This window comes from Aureimonas glaciei, from assembly GCF_014643375.1.
GTDB classification, from domain to species: Bacteria; Pseudomonadota; Alphaproteobacteria; order Rhizobiales; family Rhizobiaceae; genus Plantimonas; species Plantimonas glaciei.
The window spans coordinates 213613-239250 of record NZ_BMJJ01000003.1 but is presented as its reverse complement, the minus strand read 5'-3'; the positions used below and the strand labels follow the sequence as shown (position 1 = coordinate 239250).

The following is a 25638-nucleotide window of genomic DNA, read 5'->3' as shown; positions in this document are numbered from 1 at the left end:
CCTCCGTCGCCGCCATGATCACGCTTTCCGGCGTCGGCGTCTCCCGCAATGGCCGTCCCGTGCTCTCGGACATCGACCTTCGGCTCGCCGAGCGCCGCATCGGTGTCATCGGCGCCAATGGCTCGGGCAAGAGCACGTTCGCGCGCCTCCTCAACGGCCTGCTTCTGCCGACCACGGGAACGGTCGCCGTCGACGGCCTCGATACCGCGAAGGACGGAAAGGCGGTGCGGCGCAAAGTCGGCTTCGTCTTCCAGAATCCCGACAGCCAGATCGTCTATCCCAGCGTCGGCGAGGACCTGGCCTTCGGGCTCAAGGGCCGGGGCCTGTCAAAACCCGAGATTGCGGGGCGGATCGCCGAGGTGCTGGAGCGCCAGGGCCTCGCCGGCAGCGAGAACCAGCTGATCCACGAGCTTTCGGGCGGCGAGCGGCAGCTGGTGGCGCTGGCCGGCGTCATGGTGATGCAGCCGGACGTCCTCGTCCTCGACGAGCCGACGACGCTGCTCGACCTCAGCAACACGCGCCGCATCGCCACGGCGATCGAAGCCTTCGACGGCCAGGTGCTGATGGTGACGCACGATCTTAGCCTCCTCGCCGGTTTCGACCGGGTGCTGGTCTTCGAGGCCGGCCGCCTGCACTGCGATGCTCCGCCCGCCGAGGCCATCGCCTCGTATCTCGACCTCTGCCGATGATCGCCGCGCTCTATGTCGACCGCGACAGCCCCCTGCACCGGCTGCGGCCGGGGGTGAAACTCCTAGCGCTGCCGATCCTCGGCACGCTGCTCTTCACCCTCCCCGGGCTCGTCCCCAGCGCTCTCGGCCTGGCGCTGGTCCTCGCCCTCTACGCCGTCGCCAAAATCCCGCCCGCCGTTATGCTCCGGCAGCTCCGGCCCGTCGCCTTCGTGCTCGTCTTCATCTTCCTGGCCCAGCTCTGGATCGCCGGCCTGCCGCTGGCGGTGCTCGCCGTGCTGCGTTTCCTCGCCCTCATCCTCGCTGCCGCTCTGGTGACGCTGACGACGCGCAGCGCCGACATGATCGCCGCGCTGGAGAAAGGCTTCTCGCTTTTCGCCTTCGCCGGGGTCGATGCGGCCAAGTGCAGCCTCGCGATCTCCCTCGTCATCCGCTTCGTGCCGGTGATCCAGACCGTGCTTTCCGAGGTCCGCGAGGCGCAGGCGGCGCGTGGGCGCGGCGTCAGCCTGTTTGCCCTCGCCGTGCCGGTGGTGGTGCGCACGCTGAAGCTCGCCGACGAGGTGGCCGAGGCGATCGACGCCAGGTCGTGACCCTGCGTCGCCAACCGAGAGCCGGCCGACGGGAAGTTTTGCCCGAAACAGGATCGCGGCGGCAAAGCGGATGGTGCTATGCTTTTTTCGGGCGCCGTCAGTGCGCGCGATACCGAGAGGCCGCCGAGGCCGCCGGATCGCGCGGGAATGAAGAACAGAGCGATGGGGATCTCCGTCGCGCTGATCGGGAGGACGCCATGAGATCGGTATTGAAGGCGCTGGTCGCCACCGCAGTGCTGTGGAGTGCTCCGGCGCTCGCCGCCGAGACCGTCCGCGTCGGCGTGCTGAAATTCGGCACGGTGAACTGGGAACTCGACGCGATGAAGCGTCACGGCATCGACGCGAAACACGGCGTCGACGTCGAGATCATCCCCTTCGCCGGCGAGGACGCCACCGGCATCGCGCTCCAGGGCGGCAGCGTCGACATGATCGTCACCGATTGGCTCTGGGTCTCGCGCCAGCGCGCCGAGGGCGGCTCTTACGTCTTCGCGCCCTATTCCACCTCGGTCGGCGCGATCATGGTGCCCGGCGACAGCCCGATCCAGTCGTTCGCCGATCTGAGCGGCAAGACGCTCGGCGTCGCCGGCGGCCCGCTCGACAAGAACTGGCTGCTGATCCAGGCGCTGGCCCTGCGCGACGCCCAAACCGATCTCTCGAACGACGCCCGGATCATCTACGGCGCGCCGCCGCTTCTGGCGGAAAAGGCGCGCAGCGGCGAGCTCGACGCCGTGCTGATCTTCTGGAACTACGCCGCCCGCCTCGAAGCCGAAGGCTTTCGTCGCCTCGTCTCGGGCGAAGAGGCGGCCAAAGCTTTTGGCGCAAGCGGGCCGGTGGCGACCATCGGCTATGTCTTCGACGAAGCCTGGGCGAAAGAGCACGCCGATGCGGCCAGCGGCTTCATCGCGGCGTCTAAGGAGACCAAGCAGCTTCTAAAGGCCTCGGACGCCGAATGGGACGCGCTGGAGCCGCTGGTGAATGCCGGCGATGCGGCGACGCTGGCAGTGATGCGCGACCGCTATCGCGAGGGCATTCCGGCCCGTGACGTGGTCGAGGAGGAGAAGGACGCGGCAAAACTCTACCAGGTGCTGGAAGGGCTTGCCGGCGAGAAGCTGGTCGGCCCCGGCAAGACGCTGGATCCCGGCACCTACTGGTCCGGGCTGAAGAATGGCTCCTGACGGCGTCGTGAGACCCTCCCTGCCATCGTCGATCGAGCGAGAGACGCCCGCGATGCCCCGCCGGGCCGGGTGCGACGTGCAACGCGCTCCGTCCCGACGCATCAGCCCCGCGGCGGTGACCACCGCCTCGATGCTGGCGCTGCTGGCGCTCTGGTGGGTCGCGGCCGGCCTCGCCCAGTCGCGCCTGCTGCCGACGCCCGCCGCCGTGGCGGCCGCCTTCTGGCGCGACGCCCGCACCGGCGAGCTGCCCTTCCATCTGGCGATGACGCTGATGCGCGTCGCCGCCTCCTTCGTCGTCGCCATGACGATCGGCTCTGCGATCGGTCTGGCGCTCGGCCTCAGCCGCACCGCCAACCGCTTCTTCAATCCCTGGGTGATCCTCTTCCTCAACCTGCCGGCGCTGGTGGTGATCTTTCTCCTGTTCATCTGGATCGGCACCAACGAGACGGCGGCGATCCTCGCCATCGCCATCAACAAGATCCCGAACGTCGTCGTCACCATCCGCGAGGGCGCGCAGGCGCTGGACCGGCAACTGGCCGAGATGGCGAAAGTCTATCGCTTCTCCCGCCGCGACCGTCTCGTCCACGTCATCCTGCCGCAGCTGCAACCCTATGTCGCCGCCGCGACGCGCTCCGGCCTGTCGCTGATCTGGAAGATCGCCCTCGTCGTCGAACTGTTCGGCCTGTCGAGCGGCGTCGGTTTCCAGATCGCCACCTATTTCTCCCTCTCCAACGTCGCCGCCATCCTCGCCTACACGCTCGCCTTCGTCGCGGTGATGCTGCTCGTCGAGCTCCTCATCGTGCAGCCGCTGGAAGCGCGCGCGACACGCTGGCGCGGAAAGAGTTGAGATGACCGATTTTTCCGCCACCGTCCCGCCGTCCTCCGCCGCGACGACGGGCACCGGGCCGAACGCCGATCCACTTTCCGAAAGGGGATCAGCCCCGCCGATGCCGTCTTCACCGGCCCCGCCCGCCAGCCTCGACGTCCACATCGCGGAAAAACGCTTCGTCTCGGCCGACGGGACGGACGTGCTGGCCATCGCCGACCTCGCTTTCACCGCTGCGGCAGGCAGCTTCACCGCCCTCATCGGCCCGTCCGGCTGCGGCAAGACGACGGCGCTGCGCATCATCCTCGGCCTCGACAGCGACTTCTCCGGCCATATCCGGCGCGCCGATCCCGAGGGGCGGATCGCCGCCGTGTTCCAGGAACCGCGGCTTCTGCCCTGGCGCGACGTGGAGACGAATGTGCGCCTTGCTTTGCCGCCCGAGCGCCGCGCCGACGATCTCGGCCCGCTGTTCGAGACGCTTGGCCTCGCCGATATGACCAGGCGTTTTCCCGGCGAGCTGTCGCTCGGCCTTGCCCGCCGCGTCGCGCTCGCCCGCGCCGTCGCGATCCGCCCCGCCCTCCTCCTCCTCGACGAGCCCTTCGTCTCGCTTGACGAGGAGACGGCGGCGCGGCTGCGCGCCCTCCTCCTCGACGTCTGGTCCGCCCGCCCGACGACGGCGGTGATGGTCACCCACAACCTGCGCGAAGCGGTGGAGCTCGCCGACCGCATCGTCTTCCTCACCGAGCGCCCGGCGCGGCTGCGCGGCGTCTACGATCTGCCGACACCCCGCGCGGAGCGCGATGCGTTCTGGCAGGAGCGGACGGTGGCGGAAGTCGGCGCGCTCTATCCCGGGGTCATCTGAAAGAGGTTCCACCGCGCCGACGCATGGCTGCCGCGCAGGATGTCCCTTGACCCAGACACCGCCGCATCCGACTTTGGCAAAATGAGCTTGATTCGATCCATCTGTGTCTATTGCGGTTCCTCACCCGGCCGCGATCCCGCCCATCTCCAGGCCGCCGAGGTGCTCGGCACCGCCATCGGCCGCGCCGGCCTGCGCCTCATCTATGGCGGCGGCACGCGCGGCATCATGGGCGCCGTGTCCGACGCGGTGATCGCCGCCGGCGGCAAGGTCACCGGCGTCATCCCGCGCTTCCTGATCGACATGGAGGCGACCGAGAGCGAGTTGCAGCGGCTCGACGAGCTGATCGTCACCGAGGACATGCACGAGCGCAAGCACATCATGTTCGAGCGCTCCGACGCCTTCGTGGCTCTCCCCGGCGGCATCGGCACGCTGGAGGAGCTGATCGAGATCATGACCTGGAGCCAGCTCGGCCGGCACAAGAAGCCGATCGCCATCGCCAATGTCGGCGGCTTCTGGGACCCGCTCTCCAGCCTGCTCGACCACATGCGCGACGAGGGCTACATCCACACCGCCCACCAGGTCCGCCCGCTCGTCATCGACCGCGCCGAGGACGTCATCCCGACCCTGATGCGCAAGGCGCCCGTGAATGCCGAGGGCGAGGCGGCGGTGATCGAGAGACTGTAGCGGGCCCGGATTGCCTCGGTTCCGTGCCCCTCGCGGGCACGACAGACGGCCATGCCCTACGCAATGACGTCTCCGTTTCGATATACGCCGGTCAACCGACCTGCCTTTGCCTGACGTCCCGGCATGGATCCCGGATCAAGTCCGGGATGACTATTCGGAAGGAACAGTGCTTCGCGCTTTGCAGGCAATGAAGCCTTCTGCGACCCTTTAAGTTTAGTCATCCCGGGCTTGACCCGGGACCCATGCCGAGGCGCTGCCACCGCCAGACCGGGTCAGGACGGGAAGGTCCACCGTCCTCGAGCCTGTTCAGCGATTTGGAATGGGTCCCGGATCAAGTCCGGGATGACGATTCGGCAAGGACAGTGCTTTGCGTTCGGCAAGCGGTGACATCTTCTGCCACCCCTTAGCATTCGTCATTGCCAAGCTGACGCAGGATTCATCCCGTGGCGCTTGTCCCTGCGAACAGCTCTCTTTGGTGTCATCCTCCTTGCGCGAAACGCGGGGATTCATGCCGGGATGGCTAAAATCGACCCATGGGTTCAGGCTGGCAATCTCCCCCCGCCACCATCATCCCGCCGTCCGCCCGTCAAAACGCTTCTGCGCCGCCTCGACCTGCGGGCCATGCTGCCGGCTCCAGGCCACCAGCGCGGCGACCTGGGCGGCGAAGGCGTGGCCGAGGTCGGTCAGTTCGTAGGTCACGCTCGGCGGAACACTCGCTTCGACATGGCGCAGGACGTGGCCGTCCCGCTCCAGGCGGCGCAAAGTGAGCGTCATCATGCGCTGCGAAATGCCCTCCAAAGCGCGTTCGAGCTCCGAATAGCGGCGGGGGCCGGGTGAGAGCTCCGCCAGCGCGGTGACCGTCCAGCGTTCGCCCAGGCGGCCGAGCACGAGGCGAAGGCCGCAATCCTGGTGATCGGCGGCGCCGCAGGGGCGCAGCGCGGCCACCGGACGAACATCCATGTGCGTATCGGACAAGATTGTGCCTCCTTATGCCAGCGGCCGAAACCGCCTAGGTCAGGACTGGATCGGACAGAGGGAGACGTAGCATGATCTCGTACCCGGAGCATCGTTGGCTGCCTCGGCACCCCGGGCCGGCGAGACCGGCGAGGCCGGATCGTCCTGCCCCACCGTCCGCCGTCTGCCCTTCCCGCCGACATCCATCACGGGACGGCAAGAGCCGGCCCCGCCACACAGGAGCACCCCATCCATGACCACTCGTCGCCACCTGCTCATCGGCGCGGCCATCGCCCCGATCGCCCTGAAGCTGTCGGTCCTGCCGGCCTCCGCCCAGGCGACCGCCGGCAGTCCCGCCCAGGTCGTCGCCCTGCAGCGCACGACCGCCGGCAAGGCGGTCGTGACCGCCATCTCCGACGGGTTTCTCCAGATCGACGTCGCCTATCTCTCGAACATCACGCCGGAGGCCGCCAACACCATCCTCGCGCAGGAATTTATCGAAGCCTCGCCGGTGACGACGGGGGTCAACACCTACCTCGTCTCCGTGGACGGGCGGAACATCCTCGTCGACACCGGCGGCGCCGGCTACACGCCCGACCTCGGAAGGCTGTCCGCGGGCCTCGACGCGGCGGGTGTTTCCCCTGACGACATCGACGCGATCCTCCTGACGCATCTGCATGTCGACCACATCGGCGGCCTCCTCTCGGACGGCAAGGCGGCCTTTGCCAAGGCCGAGCTCCACGTGCACGCCGAGGACGTCGCCCACTTCACCAGCGCCGAGAAGAAGGCGGCGGCGCCCGACGCGTTCAAGTCGGGCTTCGACATGGCGCAGGCGGCGCTCGCCGCCTATGGCGACCGGGTGAAGACGTTTTCGGGCGAGGCCGAGGTGGTGCCCGGCATTCGCTCGCGCGAGCTCTTCGGCCACACGCCGGGCCATTGCGGCTTCGTCGTCGGCGAGGGCGAGGACGCGCTGTTCATCTGGGGCGACATCGTCCATGTCGGCCCCGTCCAGATGGCCAAGCCCGATGTCGGCATCGCCTTCGACGTCGACGGCCCCCTGGCCATCGCGACCCGAAAGCGCATCCTCGAAGAGGTCGCCCGCGACCGCACCCGCATCGCCGGCATGCACATCAGCTTCCCCGGCATCGGCCATGTGCGCAAGCTCGCCGAGGGCGAGGGCTACGACTTCGAGCCGGCGGCCTGGACCTACGCCATCGAATAGGCTGACGTTTCGAGCGTCTTGGCATGGATCCCCGGGGCCAAGGCCCCGAGGATGACGATGCGGAAGGGACAGTGCTTCTTGCTCAGCAGGCATTGTAGCTTCCTGCCCCATCTAAGATTAGTCATCCCGGGCTTGACCCGGGACCCATGCCGAGGCGCGACCACTGCCCCATTGGGCAGGATCGGGAATGTCCCCCGTCCTCGACTACGTTCAGCGATTTGGCATGGGTCCCGGATCAAGTCCGGGATGACTACTCGGAAAGGACAGTGCTTTGCGTTCGGCAGGCGGTGACATCTTCTGCCACCCTACGACATTGGTCATTCCAGGCTTGACCCAGTCCCCATGCCGAGGCGCTTGTGCCTGCCAGAATGCGCGTCACCCTAAACACCATCGCCAGAGACGACGAGCCCTGGAAAGGTCAAGGCGCACGACGGCGAACACGAGAGATCCCCAGGCCAAGGCCTCGGCGATGACGTGGCATGTGGGCATGCCCTCGTCGGGCGTGCACCGCCCTCCCTCCCGTCGTCATTGTCGGGCTTGACCCGACAACCCATGCCGAAGCGATTGAGAAGTCGATTCGGGTCAGGATGCTGCGCTTCGCGGAACGAGCCCGCGCGACGCCATAGGGCTAGCCATCCCGACCTCGGGCCGGGATGGCGCCCTGCCCCAGCCTACGCCCGGCCGGCAAGGCCGCCGTTCAGGCCAGCGAGCCCACCACCGCACAGCCCCCGCCAAGGATAGAGCCCGTTTTTGACGACACAGCGTCACCGTGGCGAAGGCGCGCACGAGGGCCCGTGCCGCTCGTATCGCGGGGCCGGGACCCTATGTGACGCCCTATGCGTCCCCCGTGACGCGCAACATCAAAGGCATCCCCCATGAAAGCCATGGCCCTGCGCTCCCCCGCCGGACTCGACAACATCGTGCTCGAGGATCGCGCCGATCCCGGCCAGCCCGGCGCCGGCGAGATCCGCGTCGCGCTGCACGGCGCGTCCTTGAACTTCCATGACCTCGGCGTCGCCACCGGAAGGATGAAGGCCGACGATGGCCGCGTGCTGCTGGCCGACGGCGCCGGCGTCGTCGAAAGCGTCGGCGACGGTGTGACCGAGTTCAAGGCGGGCGACAGCGTCGTCTCCTGCTTCTTCCCGGACTGGCAGGACGGCACGCCGACCATCGGCGACTTTTCCCGGACTCCCGGCGACGGCATCGACGGTTTCGCGCAGGAAGCCGTCGTGCTGCCCGCCACCGCCTTCACCCATGCGCCGAAGGGCTACGACGCGGTCGAGGCGGCGACGATCACCACGGCTGGACTGACGGCCTGGCGGGCGCTCGTGACCGACGGAAAGCTGAAAGCCGGCGACACCGTGCTCCTGCTCGGCACCGGCGGCGTCTCGATCTGGGCGCTGCAGATCGCCAAGGCCTTTGGCGCCACGGTCGCCATCACCTCCTCGTCTGACGAGAAGCTGGCGCGGGCCAAGACGCTCGGCGCCGATTTCACGCTGAACTACCGGACGCAGCCGGCCTGGGGCAAAGCGATCGTCGAGTGGACGGGCGGGCGCGGCGTCGACCACGTCGTCGAGGTCGGCGGCCCCGGCACCTTGCCGCAGTCGATCGAGGCGGTGCGCGTCGGCGGGCACATCTCGCTGATCGGCGTTCTCACCGGCGGTGCCGGCGAGGTGCCGACGGCGGCGCTGATGGGCAAGCAGGCGCGCCTGCAGGGCCTGATCGTCGGCAGCCGGCGCGAGCAGCAGGATTTCGTCCGCGCGCTGGAAGCGACCGGCATCCGCCCCGTCATCGACCGCCGCTTCGGCCTCGAAGAGCTCGCGGAAGCCTTCCGCTACGAGGAAGGCGCCAGCCATTTCGGCAAGATCGGCATCGCCTGGTAGGAGTCTCGTGCTGAAGCGGGACGGTGTTTTGACGAAGCGCCGTCCCGCGAGCCGTCAGCTCGGGCACGTCTCCGCGGCCGCCGTCATGGCGCGCTGCCGGCGGCGGGCCCGGGCGCCAGAGACGAGCGACCAGACATAGATCGCGACCGCCACCCAGATCAGGCCGAAGGCGACGCCCTGCCAGAGCGAGAAGGGCTCGCCGAAGGCGAAGACGGCGGTGAAGAACAGCGCCGTCGGCGCGATGTACTGCAGGATGCCGATGGTCGAATAGTCCAGCCGCTTGGCGCCGGCGGCAAACAGGATCAGCGGGATCGCCGTCAGCGGACCGGCACAGACCAGAAGCCAGGCCTCGGCGGCATTGCCGGCGAAGTGGCTGGTGCCCTCGGCGAGCGTCCAGGCGATGAAGGCGAGGCACGGCACCGACAGGAGCACGACCTCGACGAAAAAGCCTTCCGTCGGGCCGATCGGCAGGATCTTGCGAAGCAAGCCGTAAGTGCCGAAGGAAAAGGCGAGGACGAGCGATATCCAGGGCAGGCCGCCGGCCTGCACGGTCAAGACGGCGACCGCCAGCGCCGCCAGCGCGATCGCCACGCTTTGCCAGCGCGTCGGCCGCTCGCCGAGGAAGATCGCCCCCATCATCACGTTGACCAGCGGGTTGATGTAGTAGCCGAGCGCCGCGTGCAGGGTGCGGTCGGTGACGATCGCGTAGACGTAGACGCCCCAGTTCAGCGAGATGATGCAGGCGGTGACGGACGCCAGCAGCAGCGTGCGCGGCGAGCGGAAGATCGGTCCGAGATTGCTGAGGCCCCCGAGCCACCAGAGGATCGCGGCGGCAAAGGGCACGGCCCAGACGATCCGGTGCGCCACGATCTCCAGCGGCGGAACGCTGCCGAGGAGCTTCATGAAGGCCGGCAGGATCAGCCCCCAGATCAGGTAGGCCGACGTCGCGAAGACGAAGCCGCGCGACTGCTCGGAAGATTCTGCCGCCATGAAATGCCGTCCCGGGAATGCGGCGCGCCGCCGCCGGCACCCCTTCCGCCCGGATAGGGCCTGCCCAAATCGAATGCAAGCCTGACCGTCCCGGCCGCATTCTCGCGGGGGCGCTACCGCCGGTCGGCAAAGCCGTCGGTGGCGGCGATCAGGCGGTCGAGGATGCCGGGTTCGGAATAGACGTGGCCGGCCGCCTCGACGAGGTGGAATTCGGCCTCGGGCCAGGCTTTGTGCAGGTCCCAGGCGGTGACCGGCGGCGTCGCCATGTCGTAGCGGCCCTGGATAATGACGCCGGGAATGTGCCGGATGCGGCGGGCGTCGCGGATCAGCTGCCCCTCCTCCATCCAGCCGGCATGCACGAAATAGTGGTTCTCGATGCGGGCGAAGGCGATGGCGAAGTCGTCGTCGTAGAAGGCCTCGCTGGTGGCGGGATCGGGCAGCAGCGTCAGCGTCTCGCCCTCCCAGCGGCTCCAGGCAAGGGCGGCCTCGATCTGTGCCGCGCGGTCCTCGCCGACGAGGCGGCGGCGGTAGGCGGCGATCATGTCGCCGCGCTCGGCCTCGGGGATCGGCGCCTGGAAACGCTCCCACTTCTCGGGGAAGAGCAGCGAGGCGCCATACTGGTAGTACCATTCGAGCTCGAAGCGGCGCAGCGTGAAGATGCCGCGCAGGACGATCTCGCTCGTACGCTCGGGATGCGTCTCGGCATAGGCCAACGCCAGGGTGGAGCCCCATGAGCCGCCGAAGACGAGCCACGACTCCACGCCGGCCATCTCGCGCAGACGCTCGATGTCGGCGACGAGGTGCCAGGTGGTGTTCGCCTCGAGGCTCGCATGCGGCGTGGAGCGGCCGCAGCCGCGCTGGTCGAACAGGAGGACGTCATAGCGCGCGGGGTCGAACAGGCGGCGGTGGCTCGGGCTGCAGCCGCCGCCCGGCCCGCCATGCAGGAAGACCGCGGGCTTCGCCCCCGGCGTGCCGACGCGCTCCCAATACAGGCTGTGGCCGTCGCCGACATCGAGCATGCCCGACTCATAGGGCTCGATCTCGGGATAGAGCTGGCGGAGATCGCTCACGCGGCAGGCCCCTTCCGGAAGTCGGTATCGTCGGTGTCATGGTCGGGATGCTGGTAGGAGACGAGATCGGCGAGGAATCCGACATCCGCGGCATCCTCCATCGTCTCCCGGGTCGGCAGCGCCGCCAGACGGTCGACGAAAGCGAGTTTCGCCTCGGTGCCGAACTGGATCTCCGGAGCGATCGCGCCTGGATCGTCGAAGGCGCCGATGGCCAGCGCCGGCCCGGACGGCGACTCGTAGGTCAGCGGCGTGCCGCAGGCGGCGCAGAAGCCGCGGCGGACGTGATTGGACGACTGGAAATAGGCCGGCGCGCCGCGCGTCCAGGCGTGCGCCGCCCAGTCGAAGGAGACCAGCGGCGCGTAAAAACTGCCGAACGCCTTCTGGCACATGCGGCAATGGCAGATCGAGGCGTTGCCGAGCGCGCCCTCGATGCGAAAGCGTACCGCGCCGCACTGGCAGCCGCCGGTATAGACGGGCTTGTTGTCGAGCGTCATGCGTCTTCCTCCTTCCGGGCCAGCGCCGCCTCATCGGCGCCGGAGAAACGATGCGTCGCGGCCATCAACTCGGCAAGGACGCCGGGCTCGGAAAAAGCATGGCCGGCTCCCTCGACGAGGCGGTAGTCGGCCTCCGACCAGGCGCGGTGCAGCGCCCAGCTGGTCGCTGCGGGGGTGACGACGTCGTAGCGGCCCTGGACGATTGTGCCGGGAATGCCGGCAAGCCGGGAGGCGTCGCGCAGGAGCTGACCCTCCTCCAGCCAGAGATCGTGCAGGAAATAGTGATTCTCGATCCGGGCAAACGCGATCGTGCCGTCGCCGGCAGTGGTGCCGGGCGCGCCCATGCCGCTCTTCAGCGTCACCGTACGCCCTTCCCAACCCGCCCAGGCGGCAGCGGCGCGGGCCTGCACCGCGCGGTCGGGATCGGTCAGGCGGGCGCGGAAGGCAGTGATCAGGTCGCCGCGCTCGGCCTCGGGAATCTGCTCTATGAAATCGGCCCAGCGGTCGGGAAAGAGCAGGCTGGCGCCGCTGCCATAGAACCAGTCGAGCTCTTGGCGGCGGCCGGTGAAGACGCCGCGCAGGATCATCGCCGACACGCGTTCAGGATGGGTCTCGGCATAGGCCAGCGCCAGCGTGGCGCCCCAGGAGCCGCCGAAGAGGAGCCAGGACTCAACGCCGATCATCCGCCGCAGCCGCTCCAGATCGGCGACGAGATGCCAGGTGGTGTTGGCTTCGAGCGATCCGACCGGCGTCGAGCGGCCGCTGCCGCGCTGGTCGAACAGGAGCACGTTGTAGCGCTCGGGATCGAACAGGCGGCGATGATGGGCGCCGGCGCCGCTGCCGGGACCGCCATGCAGGAAGACGGCCGGCCGCCCCTGCGGGTTGCCGCAGAGCTCCCAGTAGAGCGAGTGGCCGTCGCCGACGTCGAGCCGCCCGCTGTCATAGGGTTCGATCGGCGGAAAGGGCTTTGGCGCCTCGCTCATGCCGGTCTCGGGAGCAAGACGGCGGGCGGCGCGGCGGTGGGGGCGATGGGTGTCATCCCTCCGTCATCGCGGATCGCAGCTTTCCTGACAAGACACGCCGGGCCTGACAGGCCACAACGGGCCACGCCAAGGGCGGCGCGACCGGCTCCAGGCGACAAGGACCGGCGGCGCGAAGGCATCCCGCTTCGCCGCATGGGCGATGCGCGACCGTGCGGTCAGTCGCCGGCGACGAAGAACTGCAGCTTGCCGTCCGGCGAGATGCCGGCGCGGTAGAAATTGTAGGCGCCGAAGCCCAGCATTTCCTGATAGTCGCCGGCCGTGACGAGTTCGAAGAGCTCGACCTTCTGCGGCGGGGTCAGCCTGTCGAGCGGCACGCCGGTGAAATAGGGCCAGACGTAGATCTCTTCGTCGCTGCCGACGTCGTTGCGGACATGGCCGGCCTGCAGGACCTCGAGCAGGATCGCTAGGGTCTCGATGCCCTCGCCGTCGCCGGAGGCGGACTTCAGAAAGGCGATCGGATCCTCCTGGCCACCGCCGAAGCTCACCATCGTGCCGTCCTCGCCGATGTCGAGATAGGGCCGGAGCGCCTCGATGTCGCCGCCGCGGCAGATCTCGATCAGACGCTCCCGCAGATCGCGAACGGGCTTCGGGAGGTCGGCGTCGCCATAGAAGATCTCCGCCGGGGGAATCGCCGCAGCGGGCGCGGCCTCGTCGCCGGACGTGTCGGACTCGGTCGCGTCATCGGAAGAATCGCTCGCTGCGGGCGGAGCGAAGGGCGCCTCCCCGGTCGCCGGGGCTGGGGCCTGTCCGGCAGCGGGAGTCACCGGCCGAGGGGTGGCGGGTGCCGCCGGGTCGACCGCGCCGGCCGGGGCGTCGGTCACGGGCTGCGGGGCCGTTGCCGGCGTGGCTGGAGTCGGTGCGGTTTCGCCAGCCGGCGCCCGGTCCGGCGTGCCGGCGCCCGTGACGGAGGGAATAGGCGGCAGGGGAACGGAGACGATGCCCTGCTTCTGGTCCGATTCGCCGTCCTCGGAACCGATTTGGGAAAAGGCAACGGCGCCATCGGCGGCGGCGAGCAGCCAGAACGAGGCGGCCAGCGGCAGCAAAGCGAGGGTCAACCTGGAAGACATCAAGCGATTCCTCGTCGCATCCGGCCCGGGCGCCCGGCGGAAGGGCGCCCTAATGCAGGCCTCGCTCGGACCGGAATTCACCGAACTCGATTCGCTGGCGCAGCCCGTCCAGAAGTTCCAGCACCTCGTCCTCGCCGTGCAGGCGCACGAGCTCGGTCAGCGCGGTGGAAATCGCCGTCTCGGCCAGGATCTCAGCCTCGATGCCGTCGGAGATGCCGTCGGCCCAGGCCTCGTTGTGATACTCGAAAGCGACCTGCTTCTTCTCGGCTTCGATCATGGCGTCGAGCTCGGCATTCTGCAAATCGACCATCCGTATTTCCTCTCATTTAGCCTTTCGGCTTCACGTGTCGTTAAGGTCCTAACACGATCCGGACTCGGCATTTCGTTCGAAATTCCGAAACCGTTACCGAATGGTTAATTCCCGTACCTTGCGCTGATCTCGCGGCTGAGAGACGCCCCCTCGCCCTGGTATCGCGCCAGGGCCACGCGGGCCGCCGGCGTACAATTGCGGTAGGTCGATTCGAAGGCGCGAAACCCGTCGTTGAAGGCGGCGACGAGGATCTGGCGGTCCGCCGCGTTCGGTGAGAGCGTCACCAGAATCTCGTTCATCTTGTCGCGCCATATCTCGGCCTCGCCGTCGCCGCACAGCCTCCGGAGAAAGTGCACCGACCCCAGGATCGAGGAGAGGCGCGCCAGCGTCGGCATGTACGGCGCGCCGGACGGCGGCTCGGTTGCCGCCGCAGGATCCTCTGCCTCGCCTTCGCCCTCGGCCACCGCGACCCGCAAGACCACCGTCTTCGCGTCTGCCTCCGCTTCTGCCTTTGTTTCCGCCTTGGACGTCTCCGCCCACGACGTTGCCGCCCAGGGCGTCTGCGTCCCCCTCGCGCCCAATGCCGGCGCTTGCGGGGATCTTTCCGCCATCCCGACACCGGGCTGCAGTGCCAACGCCACGATCGTCAGCAGCGAAGTCAGTACGGATCGAGAGGCCATCATCACGGTGAACAGTCTCGCCTCGTTAACGAAATTGCAAGATTGGCGGGAGTGGCGGCCGCGCATTGGCCAAAAGGTGCGCCATTCCCGCAACATCCGGCCGAAACGGCGGGCGGGCCTAGAGTCCCAGGAGATGGGAACGGTGGGCGCTTTCGACGATGGCGCGAAGTCCGGGCGTCAGCTTCTGCTGTTCGGCCAGGGCCTCCAGCTCGGCCACCTCGACGAACCGGCAGGCGAGCGCATCGTCCCCGGCGACGGGATCCTGCCCGACCGGGATCTCCCGGGCGCCGCGGTGCACGGCGATGACGGCGTGGAAGTCGGGCTCCACCACCTCGTGCAGGCAGAAGAAGGGATAATGCGGCAGGTCGAGTCCGGTCTCTTCCAAGACCTCGCGCCGCACCGCCGCCTCCAGCCGCTCGCCGAAGTTCAGGCTTCCGCCGGGAAGGCTGAGGAGGCCCGCATAGGGCGCCGCGCGCCGCTCGACGAGCAGCACCTTGCCGGCGCGGAACAGGCAGGCGGAAACGCCGAGGATGGGGTGCGTGTCGGTCATGAGGATCGAGGTAACACGGCGGCAGGGATTGGCAAGGGCGCGCCTTGCGCCGAATGGCCTCACCGGGCGTTCCGGCCGGCCCGGGACGATGTCCGGACCGGTCTGCGACGGCTTGACATGGTGGGCTCCCGCGGGCTGATCGGAGCCATGTGTCCGCGCTTCTGCCTCACCGCCACGCCCCGCGAGACCGCGGATCTTCTCGGCCTTGCTGCGCTCGACGGCTTTCCGCCGCGCTACAACATCGCGCCGGCGCAGCCGATCCTGGTCGCCCTCGGCGGCGCGGAGGACCGGCCCGATGCCGGCCGCCCCGGCCGGGCCGGGCTGCTGGTGCGCTGGGGCTTCATCCCGGCCTGGGTCAGGGATCTCAAAGGCTTTCCGCTGCTGTTCAACGCTGCGGCCGAGACCGCGGGCGAAAAGAACGCCTTCCGCGCCGCGCTGCGTTATCGCCGCTGCCTCGTGCCGGCGAGCGGCTGGTACGAATGGCGCCGGGACGATCGCGGCCGCAAGCACCAGGCTTTCTTCATCCGGCCGCGAACGGCCGGACCGATCGCCTTCGCCGGCCTGATGGAGACCTGGCTTTCGCCCGACGGCTCGGAACTCGACACGGCCGCCATCCTCACCACCACCGCCAACCGCACGCTCCGGCCAATCCGCGACCGCACGCCCGTGGTGCTCGAAGAGGCCGATTTTCAGCGCTGGTTGGATTGCCGCAGCCATGATGGGGCGGATGTCGCAGATCTCCTGCGCCCCGCGCCGGACGCGCTGGTCGAAGCCGTGCCGATCTCCGACCGGGTGAACCGCATCGCCGATACCAGCCCCGAGATCCAGGCTCCCATCAAGCTTGCCGAGACGCCGTCCGGCGGCGATAAGACGAGGGACCCGCCGGATCAGCCGAGCCTCTTCTGATCCGCCCCCCCCTCACTTCGTGGAGCCGCCCCGTGAACATCGATCTGCTCAAGCGCCTGTGTGAGACCCCCGGCGTCGCCGGCCGCGAGGAGCGCGTGCGCGACCTGATCGAGTCGGAGGCGAAATCGCTGTTCGACGAAATCCGCACCGATGCGATGGGCTCGCTCGTCTGCACCCGGAAGGGCAAGGGCAAGAACCCGGAAAAGATCATGCTCGCCTGTCATATGGACGAGATCGGCTTCATCGTCAGCCATGTCACCGACAAGGGATTCCTGCACGTCCAGCCGCTCGGCGGCTTCGACCCGCGCAACCTGTTCTCGCGCCGCGTCCTCGTCGTCACCGACAAGGGCGATCATCGCGGCGTCATGAATCCCGAGGGCAAGCCGATCCACATCCAGGCCGCCGAGGACCGCAAGAAGGTGCCCGAGCCCGGCGACTTCATCATCGACACCGGCCATGGCGCTTCGGCCAAGGACATTTTTCGCGTCGGCGATACCGTGGTGATGGACGAGCCCTTCATCGAGATGGGCGACAAGCTGGTGTCGAAGGCGCTCGACAACCGCGTCGCCTGCTGGCTCGGGCTGGAAGCCGTGCGCCGGCTCGTCGCCAAGGGCCGCAGCCATGATTGCGAACTCACCGTCGCCTTCACCGTGCAGGAGGAAGTCGGCCTTCGCGGCGCGCGCACCGTCGCCTTCCAGGTGAAGCCCGACATCGGCATCGGCGTCGACACTACGCTCTGCTGCGACACGCCCGGCGTGCCGGAGAAGGACCGCACCACGGTCAGCGGCGCCGGCTTCGGCCTCCACATCAAGGACGGCTCCTTCATCGCCGACACAAGGCTCGTCGCCGAGTTCGAGACGCTGGCCAAGCAGAAGGACATCCCCTTCCAGCGTACCGTGCTGGCGAGCGGCGGCCAGGATGGCGCGGCCCTGCAGCAGGCGGCGAGCGGCGCCCGCGCCATCGGCATCGTCGTCGGCACCCGCTACATCCACACCGTGACGGAGATGGTCGATCGCACCGACCTGAAGGCGGCGCGCGACATTTTGACGGCGTTCATCGCGGCGCATTGAAGAAGCGGCGCAAGCCGGGCATCGGCCCTTTGACGGCGGCTACACCGATGTCCGCGCCGGCCGGCGATCCAGGTCCTTGGCTCGGGCATCCCGGACGGGCGGCAGGCCGAACAGCCGCCCATACTCTCGCGTGAACTGAGGCACGCTCTCGTATCCGACGGCATAGGCCGCCGTGCTGGCGGAGGCTGCTTCGGACACCATCAATCGCCGGGCCTCGATCAACCGAAGCTGCTTCTGGAACTGAAGCGGCGACAGCGAGGTCACTGTGCGAAAATGGTGGTGGAAGGAGGATTCCCCCATTCCGGCCTCCGCTGCGAGCCGCTGGATCGACAGCGGTCGTGCGAATTCGGTGCGGATCAGCGCGACGGCGCGCGCGATTCGGGCGACATGGCTGTCCGGGAGTCCGAGCTGACGAATGGCCTGTCCGTGCCGGCCGGCGAGAAGCCAGTAGTGCATCTCGCGCATCAGGGAGGCCTGGAGGATCGGGACGGAATGCGGTCGCTCGAACAGCCGCATCAGTCGAAGGGCCGCGTCGGCCACCTCGGCATCGGTCGGATAAACATGCACCGGCGCGGCCTCGGACACCGCAACCGCCGTCATCTCGAGCGCCAGCTCCGCAATGACCGTCCGGTCGAGTTCCATCACCAGCGCGTAGTAGGGCACGGCCAGGCTAGCCCGCGTGATCTGGCTGACAGTCGCGACATCCGCGGTAATCAACAGCGACTCGCCTGCCGAGAAGGCGAATTGCCGCGTCCCCATGGTCACCGTCTTGCTGCCTTGCACGACGAGACAGACCAGCGGGCGGGCACAATCATGCAACAGGCCGCTGGGTGTCGTGGCGCGGACCGTCGACAGGCCGTCGATGGGCGTCGGCGCTATTCCGGTCTTGGAGCCATGCGCGTCGGCATGATGGCGAATGACGTCGAGAAGCGGGTTCATGGCGATGACGATAGGCGCGTCGCGTGCCGGCGCCTATCCCCCTTGGAGTTTCAGGCAAGAGTCGGCGACCTTCAGGCAACAACGGCCGGCGGTCCGGCGCGATAACGGCGCCATGCCACGGAGACGTGGCGATCCCGCCATCGCACCCAGGAATTTGCACCATGTCCAAGATCACTCTCGTCACCGGCGGCAGCCGCGGCCTTGGTCGCAGCACCGCGCTCAGCATCGCCCGCCATGGCGGCGATGTCGTCGTCACCTACCAGAGCCGGGCGGAGGATGCCGAGGCCGTCGTCGCGGACATCCGCGCGCTCGGCCGCAACGCCGTCGCCCTGCAGCTCGACGCCGGCAAGGTTTCGACCTTCGCCGCCTTCACTGAACACCTGAAACAGGTTTTGCGCGACACCTGGCAGCGCGACACCTTCGACGGCCTCGTGAACAATGCTGGCCATGGCGACTATGCCCTGATCTCCGAGACCACCGAGGCGCAATTCGACAGGCTCGTCGACGTGCATTTCAAGGGCGTGTTCTTCCTGACGCAGGCGCTGCTGCCCCTGCTCGAAGATGGCGGGCGCATCGTCAACCTGTCATCGGGCCTGACGCGCGTTTCCGCCCCGGGCTGGTCGGCCTACTCGGCGGTGAAGGGCGCGATCGAAGTTCTCAGCGTCTACATGGCAAAGGAATTCGGCAGCCGCGGCATTGCGGTCAACACGGTCGCGCCGGGCGCGATCGAGACCGACTTCTTCGGCGGCGCCGTCCGCGACACGCCGGACTTCAACAAGTTCTTCGCCGGCATGACGGCGCTTGGCCGCGTCGGCCTGCCGGACGACATCGGCCCGATGATCGCCAGCCTCCTCTCCGAGGACAACCGTTGGATCAACGCACAGCGCATCGAAGTCTCCGGCGGCCAGGGCATCTAAAGCTCTCCGACCTGCCGGGCCGCCCCTGCCATCGGGCGTCCCGGCCTGGCCCGTCACCGGATCCTATCCGGTAGCTTTCGTCGCCCGATGCGTCTTGACCGCAGGTCGCACGGCCCCTAGAGCGGCCTTCGTCGGGAACGGGTTCGTCTCCCCGGGTTGCGCCCTGAAGGAGACCAAGCATCGTGTTGGAAGCGGGTCTGCGCGGCTTTGCGCTGGGTCTCAGCCTGATCGTCGCGATCGGCGCGCAGAATGCCTTCATCCTGGAGCGGGGGCTGGTGCGCAGCCACGTCTTCGTGCTGTGCCTCGTCTGCGCGCTGGCCGATGCGCTGCTGATTGCCGCCGGCGTCGCCGGACTCGGCACGCTGATCGCGGCGAGGCCGGGACTGATTTTCGCGGTGACGATCGGCGGGGCGCTGTTTCTGGCGGCCTATGCCGCGATCGCGCTGCGCCGGGCGCTCAGGCCGGACGCCATGGTCGTGCGCGGTGGCCGCGCCATGTCGCTGAAGACGGCGCTCGCCACGGTGCTGGCGCTGACCTTCCTCAACCCGCATGTCTATCTCGACACGGTGGTGCTGCTCGGCAGCCTGTCGGCGCGCTACCCGGAAGAAATACTACGCGTTGCTTATGGAAGCGGCGCCATGGCGGCGTCCTTCCTGTGGTTCTTCGCGCTCGGCTACGGGGCGCGACTGCTCGCCCCGCTGTTCGCCAGACCGTCCGCCTGGCGCATTCTCGATGCCGTCATCGCCGCCGTGATGGCGCTCCTGGCACTGTCGCTGCTGGCCAGCCTCCTGTGAGGCGCGCCCGGAACAACGGCAGAATCAGACGCCTAGCGGCTCAGTCGGCATAGGCCTCGACGGCCGGGCGGCGGACCTCGGTCTTCTTCGCGGCCGTGCCACGGAAGGACTGGTTGGCGGCCGCGATGGCCGCGATCCCGATCGCGCTGTATTTCGCCAGGAGATCGACTTCCCCGGCGCGGTCGCGCTTGGAGCGGAATTGGGTGGAGGTCTCGGACATGTTGCTTTCCATTCAACTTAAGGCACTGACCAGATAAGACGGCAATTGAGACAGATTAGCGGCGGAAGCCAACTAAAACTCGCGCACGATTTTTTACAGTCAGTATTGATTCCGTCAAGTTGCCGAAAAGCGACAATTGTCTGTATTCATGGTGAACGAAGCCTGAACGAGGGCGGACCTGCCCGACAGCGCCGAATTGTCAATGCCGAGAATTCAGGGTAGCGGCTGCAGCGACCGACCCGCATGGCCGATCGCCCGAAGGCGGGTGGCCGGGGGCACGAGAAGGAATTGAGGCGATGGACGACGGATTTCGCGGCCTGCGGCTGACGAACACGATGACCCGGGTGAAGGAGGAGTTCCGGCCGCTCGACTGGCAGGACGAGAGCATCCCGGCGGCGGACAGACGCGTGCGCCTCTATGTCTGCGGCCCGACCGTCTATGATTTCGCCCATATCGGCAATGCGCGCCCGGTGATCGTGTTCGACGTGCTGTTTCGGCTGCTGCGCCATCTCTATGGCGAAGCGGCCGTCACCTATGTCCGCAACATCACGGACGTCGACGACAAGATCAACGCCCGCGCCGCCCGCGATTTTCCCGGGCTGCCGCTGAACGAGGCGATCCGCCGCGTTACCGAGGCGACCGCCGCGCAGTTCCAGAAGGATGCCACGGCGCTCGGCAATCTCGCCCCGACGCACCAGCCGCGGGCGACCGATTTCGTCGCCGCGCGCGGCGACGGGCTGCCGGACATGGTGTCGATGATTTCGGCGCTGATCGAGCGCGGCCATGCCTATGCCGCCGGCGGCGAGGTGCTGTTCGACGTCGGCTCGATGCCGGACTATGGCCGCCTGTCCAACCGCAAGCTGGACGAGCAGCAGGCCGGCGCGCGCGTTGCCGTCGACGCGCACAAAAAGAACCCCGCGGACTTCGTCTTATGGAAGCTCTCGGACGCCGACGAGCCCGGCTGGGACAGCCCCTGGGGCCGCGGCCGGCCGGGCTGGCACATCGAATGCTCGGTCATGTCGGAAGCCTATCTCGGCCAGACCTTCGACATCCATGGCGGCGGGCTCGACCTCATCTTCCCGCACCACGAGAACGAGATCGCCCAGTCGCGCTGCGCCCACGGCACCGCCGCGATGGCGCAGATCTGGATGCACAACGGCTTCCTGCAGCTCGAGGGGAAGAAGATGTCGAAGTCCGACGGCAATTTCATCACCATTTCCGAGCTCTTGGAGACGGAAAAGTTCGGCGGCCGGAAATGGCCGGGCGAGGTGCTGCGGCTGGCCATGCTGATGACGCATTACCGCGAGCCGATCGACTTTTCGGTGAAGCGGCTGGAGGAGGCCGACGAGGCGCTCGCCGCCTGGAGCCGCGCGGCCGAGGGCGTCATGCCGTCCGAACCCTCGCAGCGTTTCCTCGACGCCCTTGCCGACGATCTCGGCGGCTCGGCCGCCATCGCCGAGCTGCACGCCCTGCGCAAGAGCGATCCCTCCGCCCTGAAGGCCTCAGCCGCCCTGATCGGCTTCACCCTCGCGCCCGTCGCGGCCGTCGCCCCGACGGTCTCCGCCGACACTATCGCGGCCCGAATCGCGGAGCGACTGGAATTGTTCAGGGTGAAGGATTTCGCGCAGGCCGACGCCATCCGCGACGCCCTCCTCGCCGAAGGCATCCAGCTGAAGGACGGCAAGGACCCGACGACCGGCGAGCGCATCACCACCTGGGAGGTGAAGCGCTAACGCCAACGCCGATTTTCTTCTCCCCTTGGGGGAGAAGGTGGCGCGAAGCGCCGGATGAGGGGCCGGCGCCAGACCAGCCTGGTGTCGGCGCCGCCCCTCTCCCGTCTGCTCGCTCCGCTCGCATCCACCCTCTCCCCTCCGGGGCGAGGAATGGCGCCAGGCCGACTGCCGTCCACTCACTGACAGACTGCGGCGCCCTCGCTTCACTGAGCGATCCACGCGCTTTGAAGGATATGCTCCAACGTCAATGCCGATTTTCTTCTCCCCTTGGGGGGAGAAGGTGGCGCGAAGCGCCGGATGAGGGTCGGCGCCGCACCAGCCGGCGCCGCTCCTTACGCCGGCAGGCGCTGGTCGTAGTCCGCCTTCAGCCGGGTCCACCCGTCCCAGAACGGCCCGGGTTCTCGGCCCGTCATGCGGGCGACGAGGATGTCGAGATGGGCGTGCCAGCCGGCGCTGACGTTGAGGAGCGTCGGGCGGTCGCACAGGCGGTGGTGGACCAGCGTCAGGAGCACCTTGTCGCCCCGCGGCTCCAGGGTGAAGGAGACGCCGCCGGTGCTCCCCCAGCTGATGGCGAGGGTGCGGGGCGGGTCCAGTTCGGTGATGCGGGATTCCAGCCGGTGTTCGTCGGTCGCCCAGGCCGGCCGCTGGCCGGGCGGGTCGGTCAGTTCGTCGTTGCGCCAGACGAGCTCGAAGGGCGCGCCGACCTCCATCGGCATGTCGCCCGAGGCCAGCCACTGACGGCGAAGCTCGCTCTTTACGAGATAATCCCAGACCCGTTCGATGGGGCCGGGCAGAATGCGCTGGATCGTCAACGTGGCAGGCTCGGTGAGAACGCCATAGGCATCGAGGGGGGCAAGCTCGTTCATGGGTCTTCTCCTTTCACAGGTTGGGATTTGCGGGCGTCTTCCTCGCAAAGGCGCCGCTCCAGTTCATCCAGACGCTCTGTCCAGAAGATTTCGTAGAAGCTCAGCCAGTGATGCGCGCTGGCGAGCGGCCCGGGTTCGAGCCGGCAGAGATGCACGCGCCCCCGCACCTCGCGGCGGATCAGCCCGGCGTTTTCCAAAGTCTTGATGTGTTTCGAGGCGGCGGCGAGCGAGATCGCAAACGGCTCGGCCAGTTCCCCCACCGTCCGCTCGCCGGCGGCCAACGCGGCGATCATGCGCCGGCGGGTCGGGTCGCCGAGGGCCTGGAACAGGGTATCGAGTTCGGGGGCGCTATATTCAACCATGGGGTTGAATATAGTCCCATGGCGGATGGATAGTCAACCGATCGGTTGAATGATCATGATCTTTTTCTCTTCGCCGGAGCGGGCAATTGCGCCATGCTCGGTGACGTCTCTTCAGAACGCGACCGTCTCTCTGCATGCGCGCACGAGCAGGCGACTCCATCGACGATGACGTGCAGACGCCAATGCCAATTTTCTTCTCCCCGCCGGGGAGAAGGTGGCGCGAAGCGCCGGATGAGGGGGCGACGCCGAACCTGTCTGGCGCCGGCGCCTCCCCTCTCCCGTCTGCTCGCTCCCGCTCGCAGCCACCCTCTCCCCTGCGGGGCGAGGAATGGCGCCCGGCTCGCTGACCCCGCTTTCCAACTCCAACGTCTCTCTGCATGCTCCGCCGAGCAGGGGGCGACGCTGAACCATCTTGGTATCGGCGCCGCCCAGCGCGCCCTCACTCCCGCGGCAGCGCCTCGCCGAACCGCAGCGCCTCGCCCTGCGCGGCCTCGACGATCTCGCCTTCCCACATCACCCGCCGCCCGCGGACGATGGTGCCGACCGGCCAGCCGGTGACGGACTTGCCGTCATAGGGCGTCCACTGCGATTTCGAGCCGATCCAGGCATTGCGGATGGTCTCGCGGCGCTTGAGGTCGACGACGGTGAAGTCGGCGTCGTAGCCGGCGGCGATCCGGCCCTTGCCGGCAATGCCGAAGATGCGCTGCGGGCCGGCGGAGGTCAGGTCGACGAAGCGCTGCAGCGACAGGCGGCCGTTGGCGACATGGTCGAGCATGATCGGCACCAGAGTCTGCACGCCGGTCATGCCCGAGGGCGAGGCCGGGTATTCCTTCTGCTTCTCTTCCAGCGTGTGCGGCGCGTGGTCGGAGCCGAGCACGTCGATCACCCCTTGCGCGATGCCCTGCCAGAGGCCGTCGCGGTGGCGGGCGTCGCGCACCGGCGGGTTCATCTGCAGGAGCGTGCCGAGCCGGGCATAGTCGCCCGACGACATCGTCAGGTGATGCGGCGTCGCCTCGGCGGTGGCGACGTCCTTGTGCAGAGCCAGATAGTCGATCTCCTCCGCCGTCGAGATGTGCAGGACGTGGATGCGCGCGCCGACCTCTTCGGCGATCGAGACCAGACGCTGCGTGCACATCAGCGCGGCGATTTCGTCGCGCCAGACCGGGTGAGACGACGGATCGCCGGGGACTCGCTTGTCCAGCCGGTCGCGGAGGCGAAATTCGTCCTCGGAGTGGAAGGCGGCCCGCCGCCGCGTCCTCTTCAGGATCTCGCGCACGCCAAAATCGTCCTCGACGAGCAGGCTGCCGGTCGACGAGCCCATGAACACCTTGATGCCGGCGGCGCCCGGCAGACATTCGAGTTCGGCGACGTCGGCCGCGTTCTCGCGCGTGCCGCCGACCCAGAAGGCGAAGTCGCCATGCATGCGGTGGTGGGCTCGCGCAACCTTGTCGGCGAGCGCCGCCTCGCTGGTCGTCAGCGGATCGGTGTTCGGCATCTCGAACACGGCGGTGACGCCGCCGAGCACGGCCGCGCGCGACCCCGATTCCAGGTCTTCCTTGTGGGTCGGGCCGGGCTCGCGAAAATGCACCTGGCTGTCGATGACGCCGGGCAGGATGTGCAGGCCCGTGCAATCGATCACCTCGCCGGCCGCTTCCGGCGCGATCGTGCCGATATGGGCGATGCGGCCGGCAAGGATGCCGATGTCGCGCAGGCCCTCGCCGTCCTGGTTGACGACGGTGCCGCCGCGCAGCACGCGGTCGAAGGTCGGAGTGGCCAAGAGCGTGATCCTTGCTTGTTCCTCGGGTGCTTGCGGCTTAGTTAAGCCAGGAGCCCCTGACAAGCCACGCGCGACAACGGCGAAAGCGAGTTTCATGCCCTACGCCCGACTGCAGGACCGCACGGTCCTCGACCTCACCGGCGAGGCGGCCGAGCCTTTTCTGCAGAACCTCGTCACGTCCGATCTCGACCTCCTCGGGCCCGGCGAAGTCCGCCCGTCGGCGCTTTTGACGCCGCAGGGCAAGATCCTGTTCGACTTCCTGGTCGGCCGGATCGAAGGCGGGCTGAGGCTCGACGTCGCCGCCGCCGCGCGCGACGCGCTGGTGAAGCGGCTGACGCTCTATCGTCTCCGGGCGAAGGTCGCCTTCGAGGCCGCGGACCTTCCGGTCTTCGCCGTCTGGGACGCGCCCGCTGTCGGCGTCTCGGTCGACCGACGCTTTGCCTCCGGCACGGTCGGCCGCACCTATGGCGAGGCCCCCGCCGGGCTGGAGGAGGTCGCGCCCACACATTTCGAGGCGCTCAGGCTGCGCGCCGGCGTCGCCGAGGCGGAGAGCGAATTTCCCGGTTCGGAGATGTTCCCGCACGACGTTCTACTCGACCAGAACGGCGGCGTGTCGTTCAAGAAGGGCTGCTATATCGGCCAGGAAGTGGTGTCGCGCATGCAGCACCGGGGCACCGCGCGCCGGCGCCTGATGCTCGTCCAGGCCGAGGGGCATCTGACGCCCGGCGCCGTGATCCTGGCCGCGGAGAGGCCGATCGGCACCGTGCTCTCGGCGGTCGCCGGCGAGGGCGGCGATGGCGGCGAGGGCATCGGCCTCCTGCGCATCGACAAGCTCGCGGCGGCGCTGGCGAACGATCTCGTTCTTTCGGCCGATGGCGTCCCGGTGGATATTTCGATCCCCGCCTGGGCCGGCTACGACCTGCCGATGCCGGCCGCCGCCTTGCTCGACGGGGACGAGGCGTGAGCCG

At 68.2% G+C, this 25638-nt stretch carries 28 protein-coding genes; 14 read left to right on the top strand and 14 right to left on the bottom strand.

All coding sequences use genetic code 11. The features are described 5' to 3' along the window. Window positions 1-14 precede the first annotated feature (14 nt). The 6 genes from IEX88_RS07860 to IEX88_RS07835 all read left to right on the top strand — a co-directional run bounded on the left by IEX88_RS07860 (window position 15) and on the right by IEX88_RS07835 (window position 4823). A complete protein-coding gene (locus tag IEX88_RS07860) occupies window positions 15-689 on the top strand; it encodes an energy-coupling factor ABC transporter ATP-binding protein (protein ID WP_188850038.1) in 675 nt (224 codons plus the stop codon). After that, window positions 686-1276 carry an energy-coupling factor transporter transmembrane component T family protein gene (locus IEX88_RS07855; RefSeq protein WP_188850037.1) on the top strand — a complete coding sequence of 197 codons (591 nt, stop codon included), beginning with the start codon at window positions 686-688 and terminating at the stop codon, window positions 1274-1276. Before IEX88_RS07860 ends, IEX88_RS07855 begins: the two co-directional genes overlap by 4 nt. A gap of 197 nt (window positions 1277-1473) precedes the next feature. Further along, entirely contained in the window at window positions 1474-2451 is a 978-nt protein-coding gene (locus IEX88_RS07850) for an ABC transporter substrate-binding protein (RefSeq protein WP_188850036.1), read from the top strand. Window positions 2452-2503: 52 nt separating this feature from the next. Then, window positions 2504-3298, top strand: coding sequence for an ABC transporter permease (locus tag IEX88_RS07845; RefSeq protein WP_188850035.1), 795 nt, complete (start codon window positions 2504-2506; stop codon window positions 3296-3298). Window positions 3299-3398: 100 nt separating this feature from the next. Continuing rightward, entirely contained in the window at window positions 3399-4139 is a 741-nt protein-coding gene (locus IEX88_RS07840; RefSeq protein WP_188850323.1) for an ABC transporter ATP-binding protein, read from the top strand. A gap of 81 nt (window positions 4140-4220) precedes the next feature. Next, the gene (locus IEX88_RS07835) at window positions 4221-4823 is read left to right on the top strand and encodes an LOG family protein (protein WP_188850034.1); all 603 of its coding nucleotides are present in this window, start codon (window positions 4221-4223) and stop codon (window positions 4821-4823) included. Between the two features lie 567 nt (window positions 4824-5390). Here IEX88_RS07835 and IEX88_RS07830 read toward each other — a convergent pair. Further along, the gene (locus tag IEX88_RS07830) at window positions 5391-5798 is read right to left on the bottom strand and encodes a winged helix-turn-helix transcriptional regulator (RefSeq protein WP_244639943.1); all 408 of its coding nucleotides are present in this window, start codon (window positions 5796-5798) and stop codon (window positions 5391-5393) included. Between the two features lie 232 nt (window positions 5799-6030). On the opposite strand from IEX88_RS07830, the gene IEX88_RS07825 reads away from it, so the two are divergent. Both IEX88_RS07825 and IEX88_RS07820 read left to right on the top strand, forming a co-directional pair. After that, the gene (locus tag IEX88_RS07825; RefSeq protein WP_188850033.1) at window positions 6031-6999 is read left to right on the top strand and encodes an MBL fold metallo-hydrolase; all 969 of its coding nucleotides are present in this window, start codon (window positions 6031-6033) and stop codon (window positions 6997-6999) included. 875 nt (window positions 7000-7874) lie between these two features. Further along, complete coding sequence (locus IEX88_RS07820; RefSeq protein ID WP_188850032.1) at window positions 7875-8882, top strand: zinc-dependent alcohol dehydrogenase family protein; 1008 nt, start codon at window positions 7875-7877, stop codon at window positions 8880-8882. Between the two features lie 54 nt (window positions 8883-8936). Here IEX88_RS07820 and rarD read toward each other — a convergent pair whose 3' ends face one another. The 8 genes from rarD to IEX88_RS07780 all read right to left on the bottom strand — a co-directional run bounded on the left by rarD (window position 8937) and on the right by IEX88_RS07780 (window position 15149). Continuing rightward, window positions 8937-9872 (bottom strand): EamA family transporter RarD, encoded by a 936-nt coding sequence (gene rarD / locus IEX88_RS07815; RefSeq protein ID WP_188850031.1) that lies wholly within the window; start codon window positions 9870-9872, stop codon window positions 8937-8939. A 113-nt stretch (window positions 9873-9985) separates the two neighbouring features. After that, complete coding sequence (gene pip / locus IEX88_RS07810) at window positions 9986-10942, bottom strand: prolyl aminopeptidase (RefSeq protein ID WP_188850030.1); 957 nt, start codon at window positions 10940-10942, stop codon at window positions 9986-9988. After that, complete coding sequence (locus IEX88_RS07805; protein WP_188850029.1) at window positions 10939-11436, bottom strand: GFA family protein; 498 nt, start codon at window positions 11434-11436, stop codon at window positions 10939-10941. Before IEX88_RS07805 ends, pip (IEX88_RS07810) begins: the two co-directional genes overlap by 4 nt. Next, window positions 11433-12419, bottom strand: coding sequence for a prolyl aminopeptidase (gene pip / locus IEX88_RS07800; protein ID WP_188850028.1), 987 nt, complete (start codon window positions 12417-12419; stop codon window positions 11433-11435). Before pip (IEX88_RS07800) ends, IEX88_RS07805 begins: the two co-directional genes overlap by 4 nt. Window positions 12420-12634: 215 nt before the next feature. Then, entirely contained in the window at window positions 12635-13546 is a 912-nt protein-coding gene (locus IEX88_RS07795) for a hypothetical protein (RefSeq protein ID WP_188850027.1), read from the bottom strand. A gap of 49 nt (window positions 13547-13595) precedes the next feature. Next, on the bottom strand, window positions 13596-13856 hold the full coding sequence (locus IEX88_RS07790) for a hypothetical protein (protein WP_188850026.1): 261 nt from the start codon (window positions 13854-13856) through the stop codon (window positions 13596-13598). Between the two features lie 104 nt (window positions 13857-13960). Continuing rightward, window positions 13961-14539 (bottom strand): TIGR02301 family protein, encoded by a 579-nt coding sequence (locus IEX88_RS07785; RefSeq protein WP_244639992.1) that lies wholly within the window; start codon window positions 14537-14539, stop codon window positions 13961-13963. A gap of 115 nt (window positions 14540-14654) precedes the next feature. Beyond that, complete coding sequence (locus tag IEX88_RS07780) at window positions 14655-15149, bottom strand: NUDIX hydrolase (protein WP_188850024.1); 495 nt, start codon at window positions 15147-15149, stop codon at window positions 14655-14657. A gap of 54 nt (window positions 15150-15203) precedes the next feature. Here IEX88_RS07780 and IEX88_RS07775 point away from each other — a divergent pair, with 54 nt between their 5' ends. After that, entirely contained in the window at window positions 15204-15992 is a 789-nt protein-coding gene (locus IEX88_RS07775) for an SOS response-associated peptidase (protein ID WP_244639941.1), read from the top strand. A gap of 32 nt (window positions 15993-16024) precedes the next feature. Beyond that, window positions 16025-17062: a M42 family metallopeptidase gene (locus IEX88_RS07770; protein ID WP_188850023.1), complete on the top strand. Its 1038-nt coding sequence runs from the start codon at window positions 16025-16027 to the stop codon at window positions 17060-17062. Window positions 17063-17101: 39 nt separating this feature from the next. Here IEX88_RS07770 and IEX88_RS07765 read toward each other — a convergent pair whose 3' ends face one another. Next, window positions 17102-18001, bottom strand: coding sequence for an AraC family transcriptional regulator (locus IEX88_RS07765; RefSeq protein ID WP_188850022.1), 900 nt, complete (start codon window positions 17999-18001; stop codon window positions 17102-17104). A gap of 161 nt (window positions 18002-18162) precedes the next feature. Between IEX88_RS07765 and IEX88_RS07760 the strand changes: the two genes are divergently transcribed. Then, complete coding sequence (locus IEX88_RS07760; protein ID WP_188850021.1) at window positions 18163-18918, top strand: SDR family NAD(P)-dependent oxidoreductase; 756 nt, start codon at window positions 18163-18165, stop codon at window positions 18916-18918. A 182-nt stretch (window positions 18919-19100) separates the two neighbouring features. Beyond that, window positions 19101-19712: a LysE/ArgO family amino acid transporter gene (locus IEX88_RS07755; RefSeq protein ID WP_188850020.1), complete on the top strand. Its 612-nt coding sequence runs from the start codon at window positions 19101-19103 to the stop codon at window positions 19710-19712. Between the two features lie 40 nt (window positions 19713-19752). Here the strand turns inward: IEX88_RS07755 and IEX88_RS07750 are convergent, their stop codons facing one another. Continuing rightward, entirely contained in the window at window positions 19753-19932 is a 180-nt protein-coding gene (locus IEX88_RS07750) for a hypothetical protein (RefSeq protein WP_188850019.1), read from the bottom strand. Between the two features lie 296 nt (window positions 19933-20228). Here IEX88_RS07750 and cysS point away from each other — a divergent pair, with 296 nt between their 5' ends. Then, window positions 20229-21665, top strand: coding sequence for a cysteine--tRNA ligase (gene cysS / locus IEX88_RS07745; protein ID WP_188850018.1), 1437 nt, complete (start codon window positions 20229-20231; stop codon window positions 21663-21665). Between the two features lie 332 nt (window positions 21666-21997). On the opposite strand, the gene IEX88_RS07740 is transcribed toward cysS, so the two are convergent. The 3 genes from IEX88_RS07740 to IEX88_RS07730 all read right to left on the bottom strand — a co-directional run bounded on the left by IEX88_RS07740 (window position 21998) and on the right by IEX88_RS07730 (window position 24670). Next, the gene (locus IEX88_RS07740; protein ID WP_188850017.1) at window positions 21998-22531 is read right to left on the bottom strand and encodes an SRPBCC family protein; all 534 of its coding nucleotides are present in this window, start codon (window positions 22529-22531) and stop codon (window positions 21998-22000) included. After that, window positions 22528-22893 carry an ArsR/SmtB family transcription factor gene (locus tag IEX88_RS07735; RefSeq protein ID WP_188850016.1) on the bottom strand — a complete coding sequence of 122 codons (366 nt, stop codon included), beginning with the start codon at window positions 22891-22893 and terminating at the stop codon, window positions 22528-22530. The genes IEX88_RS07740 and IEX88_RS07735 overlap by 4 nt, the downstream gene beginning before the upstream one ends. A gap of 439 nt (window positions 22894-23332) precedes the next feature. Beyond that, the gene (locus tag IEX88_RS07730; RefSeq protein WP_244639939.1) at window positions 23333-24670 is read right to left on the bottom strand and encodes a dihydroorotase; all 1338 of its coding nucleotides are present in this window, start codon (window positions 24668-24670) and stop codon (window positions 23333-23335) included. Window positions 24671-24764: 94 nt separating this feature from the next. On the opposite strand from IEX88_RS07730, the gene ygfZ reads away from it, so the two are divergent. Continuing rightward, window positions 24765-25634 (top strand): CAF17-like 4Fe-4S cluster assembly/insertion protein YgfZ, encoded by an 870-nt coding sequence (gene ygfZ, locus IEX88_RS07725; RefSeq protein ID WP_188850014.1) that lies wholly within the window; start codon window positions 24765-24767, stop codon window positions 25632-25634. Window positions 25635-25638 lie beyond the last annotated feature (4 nt).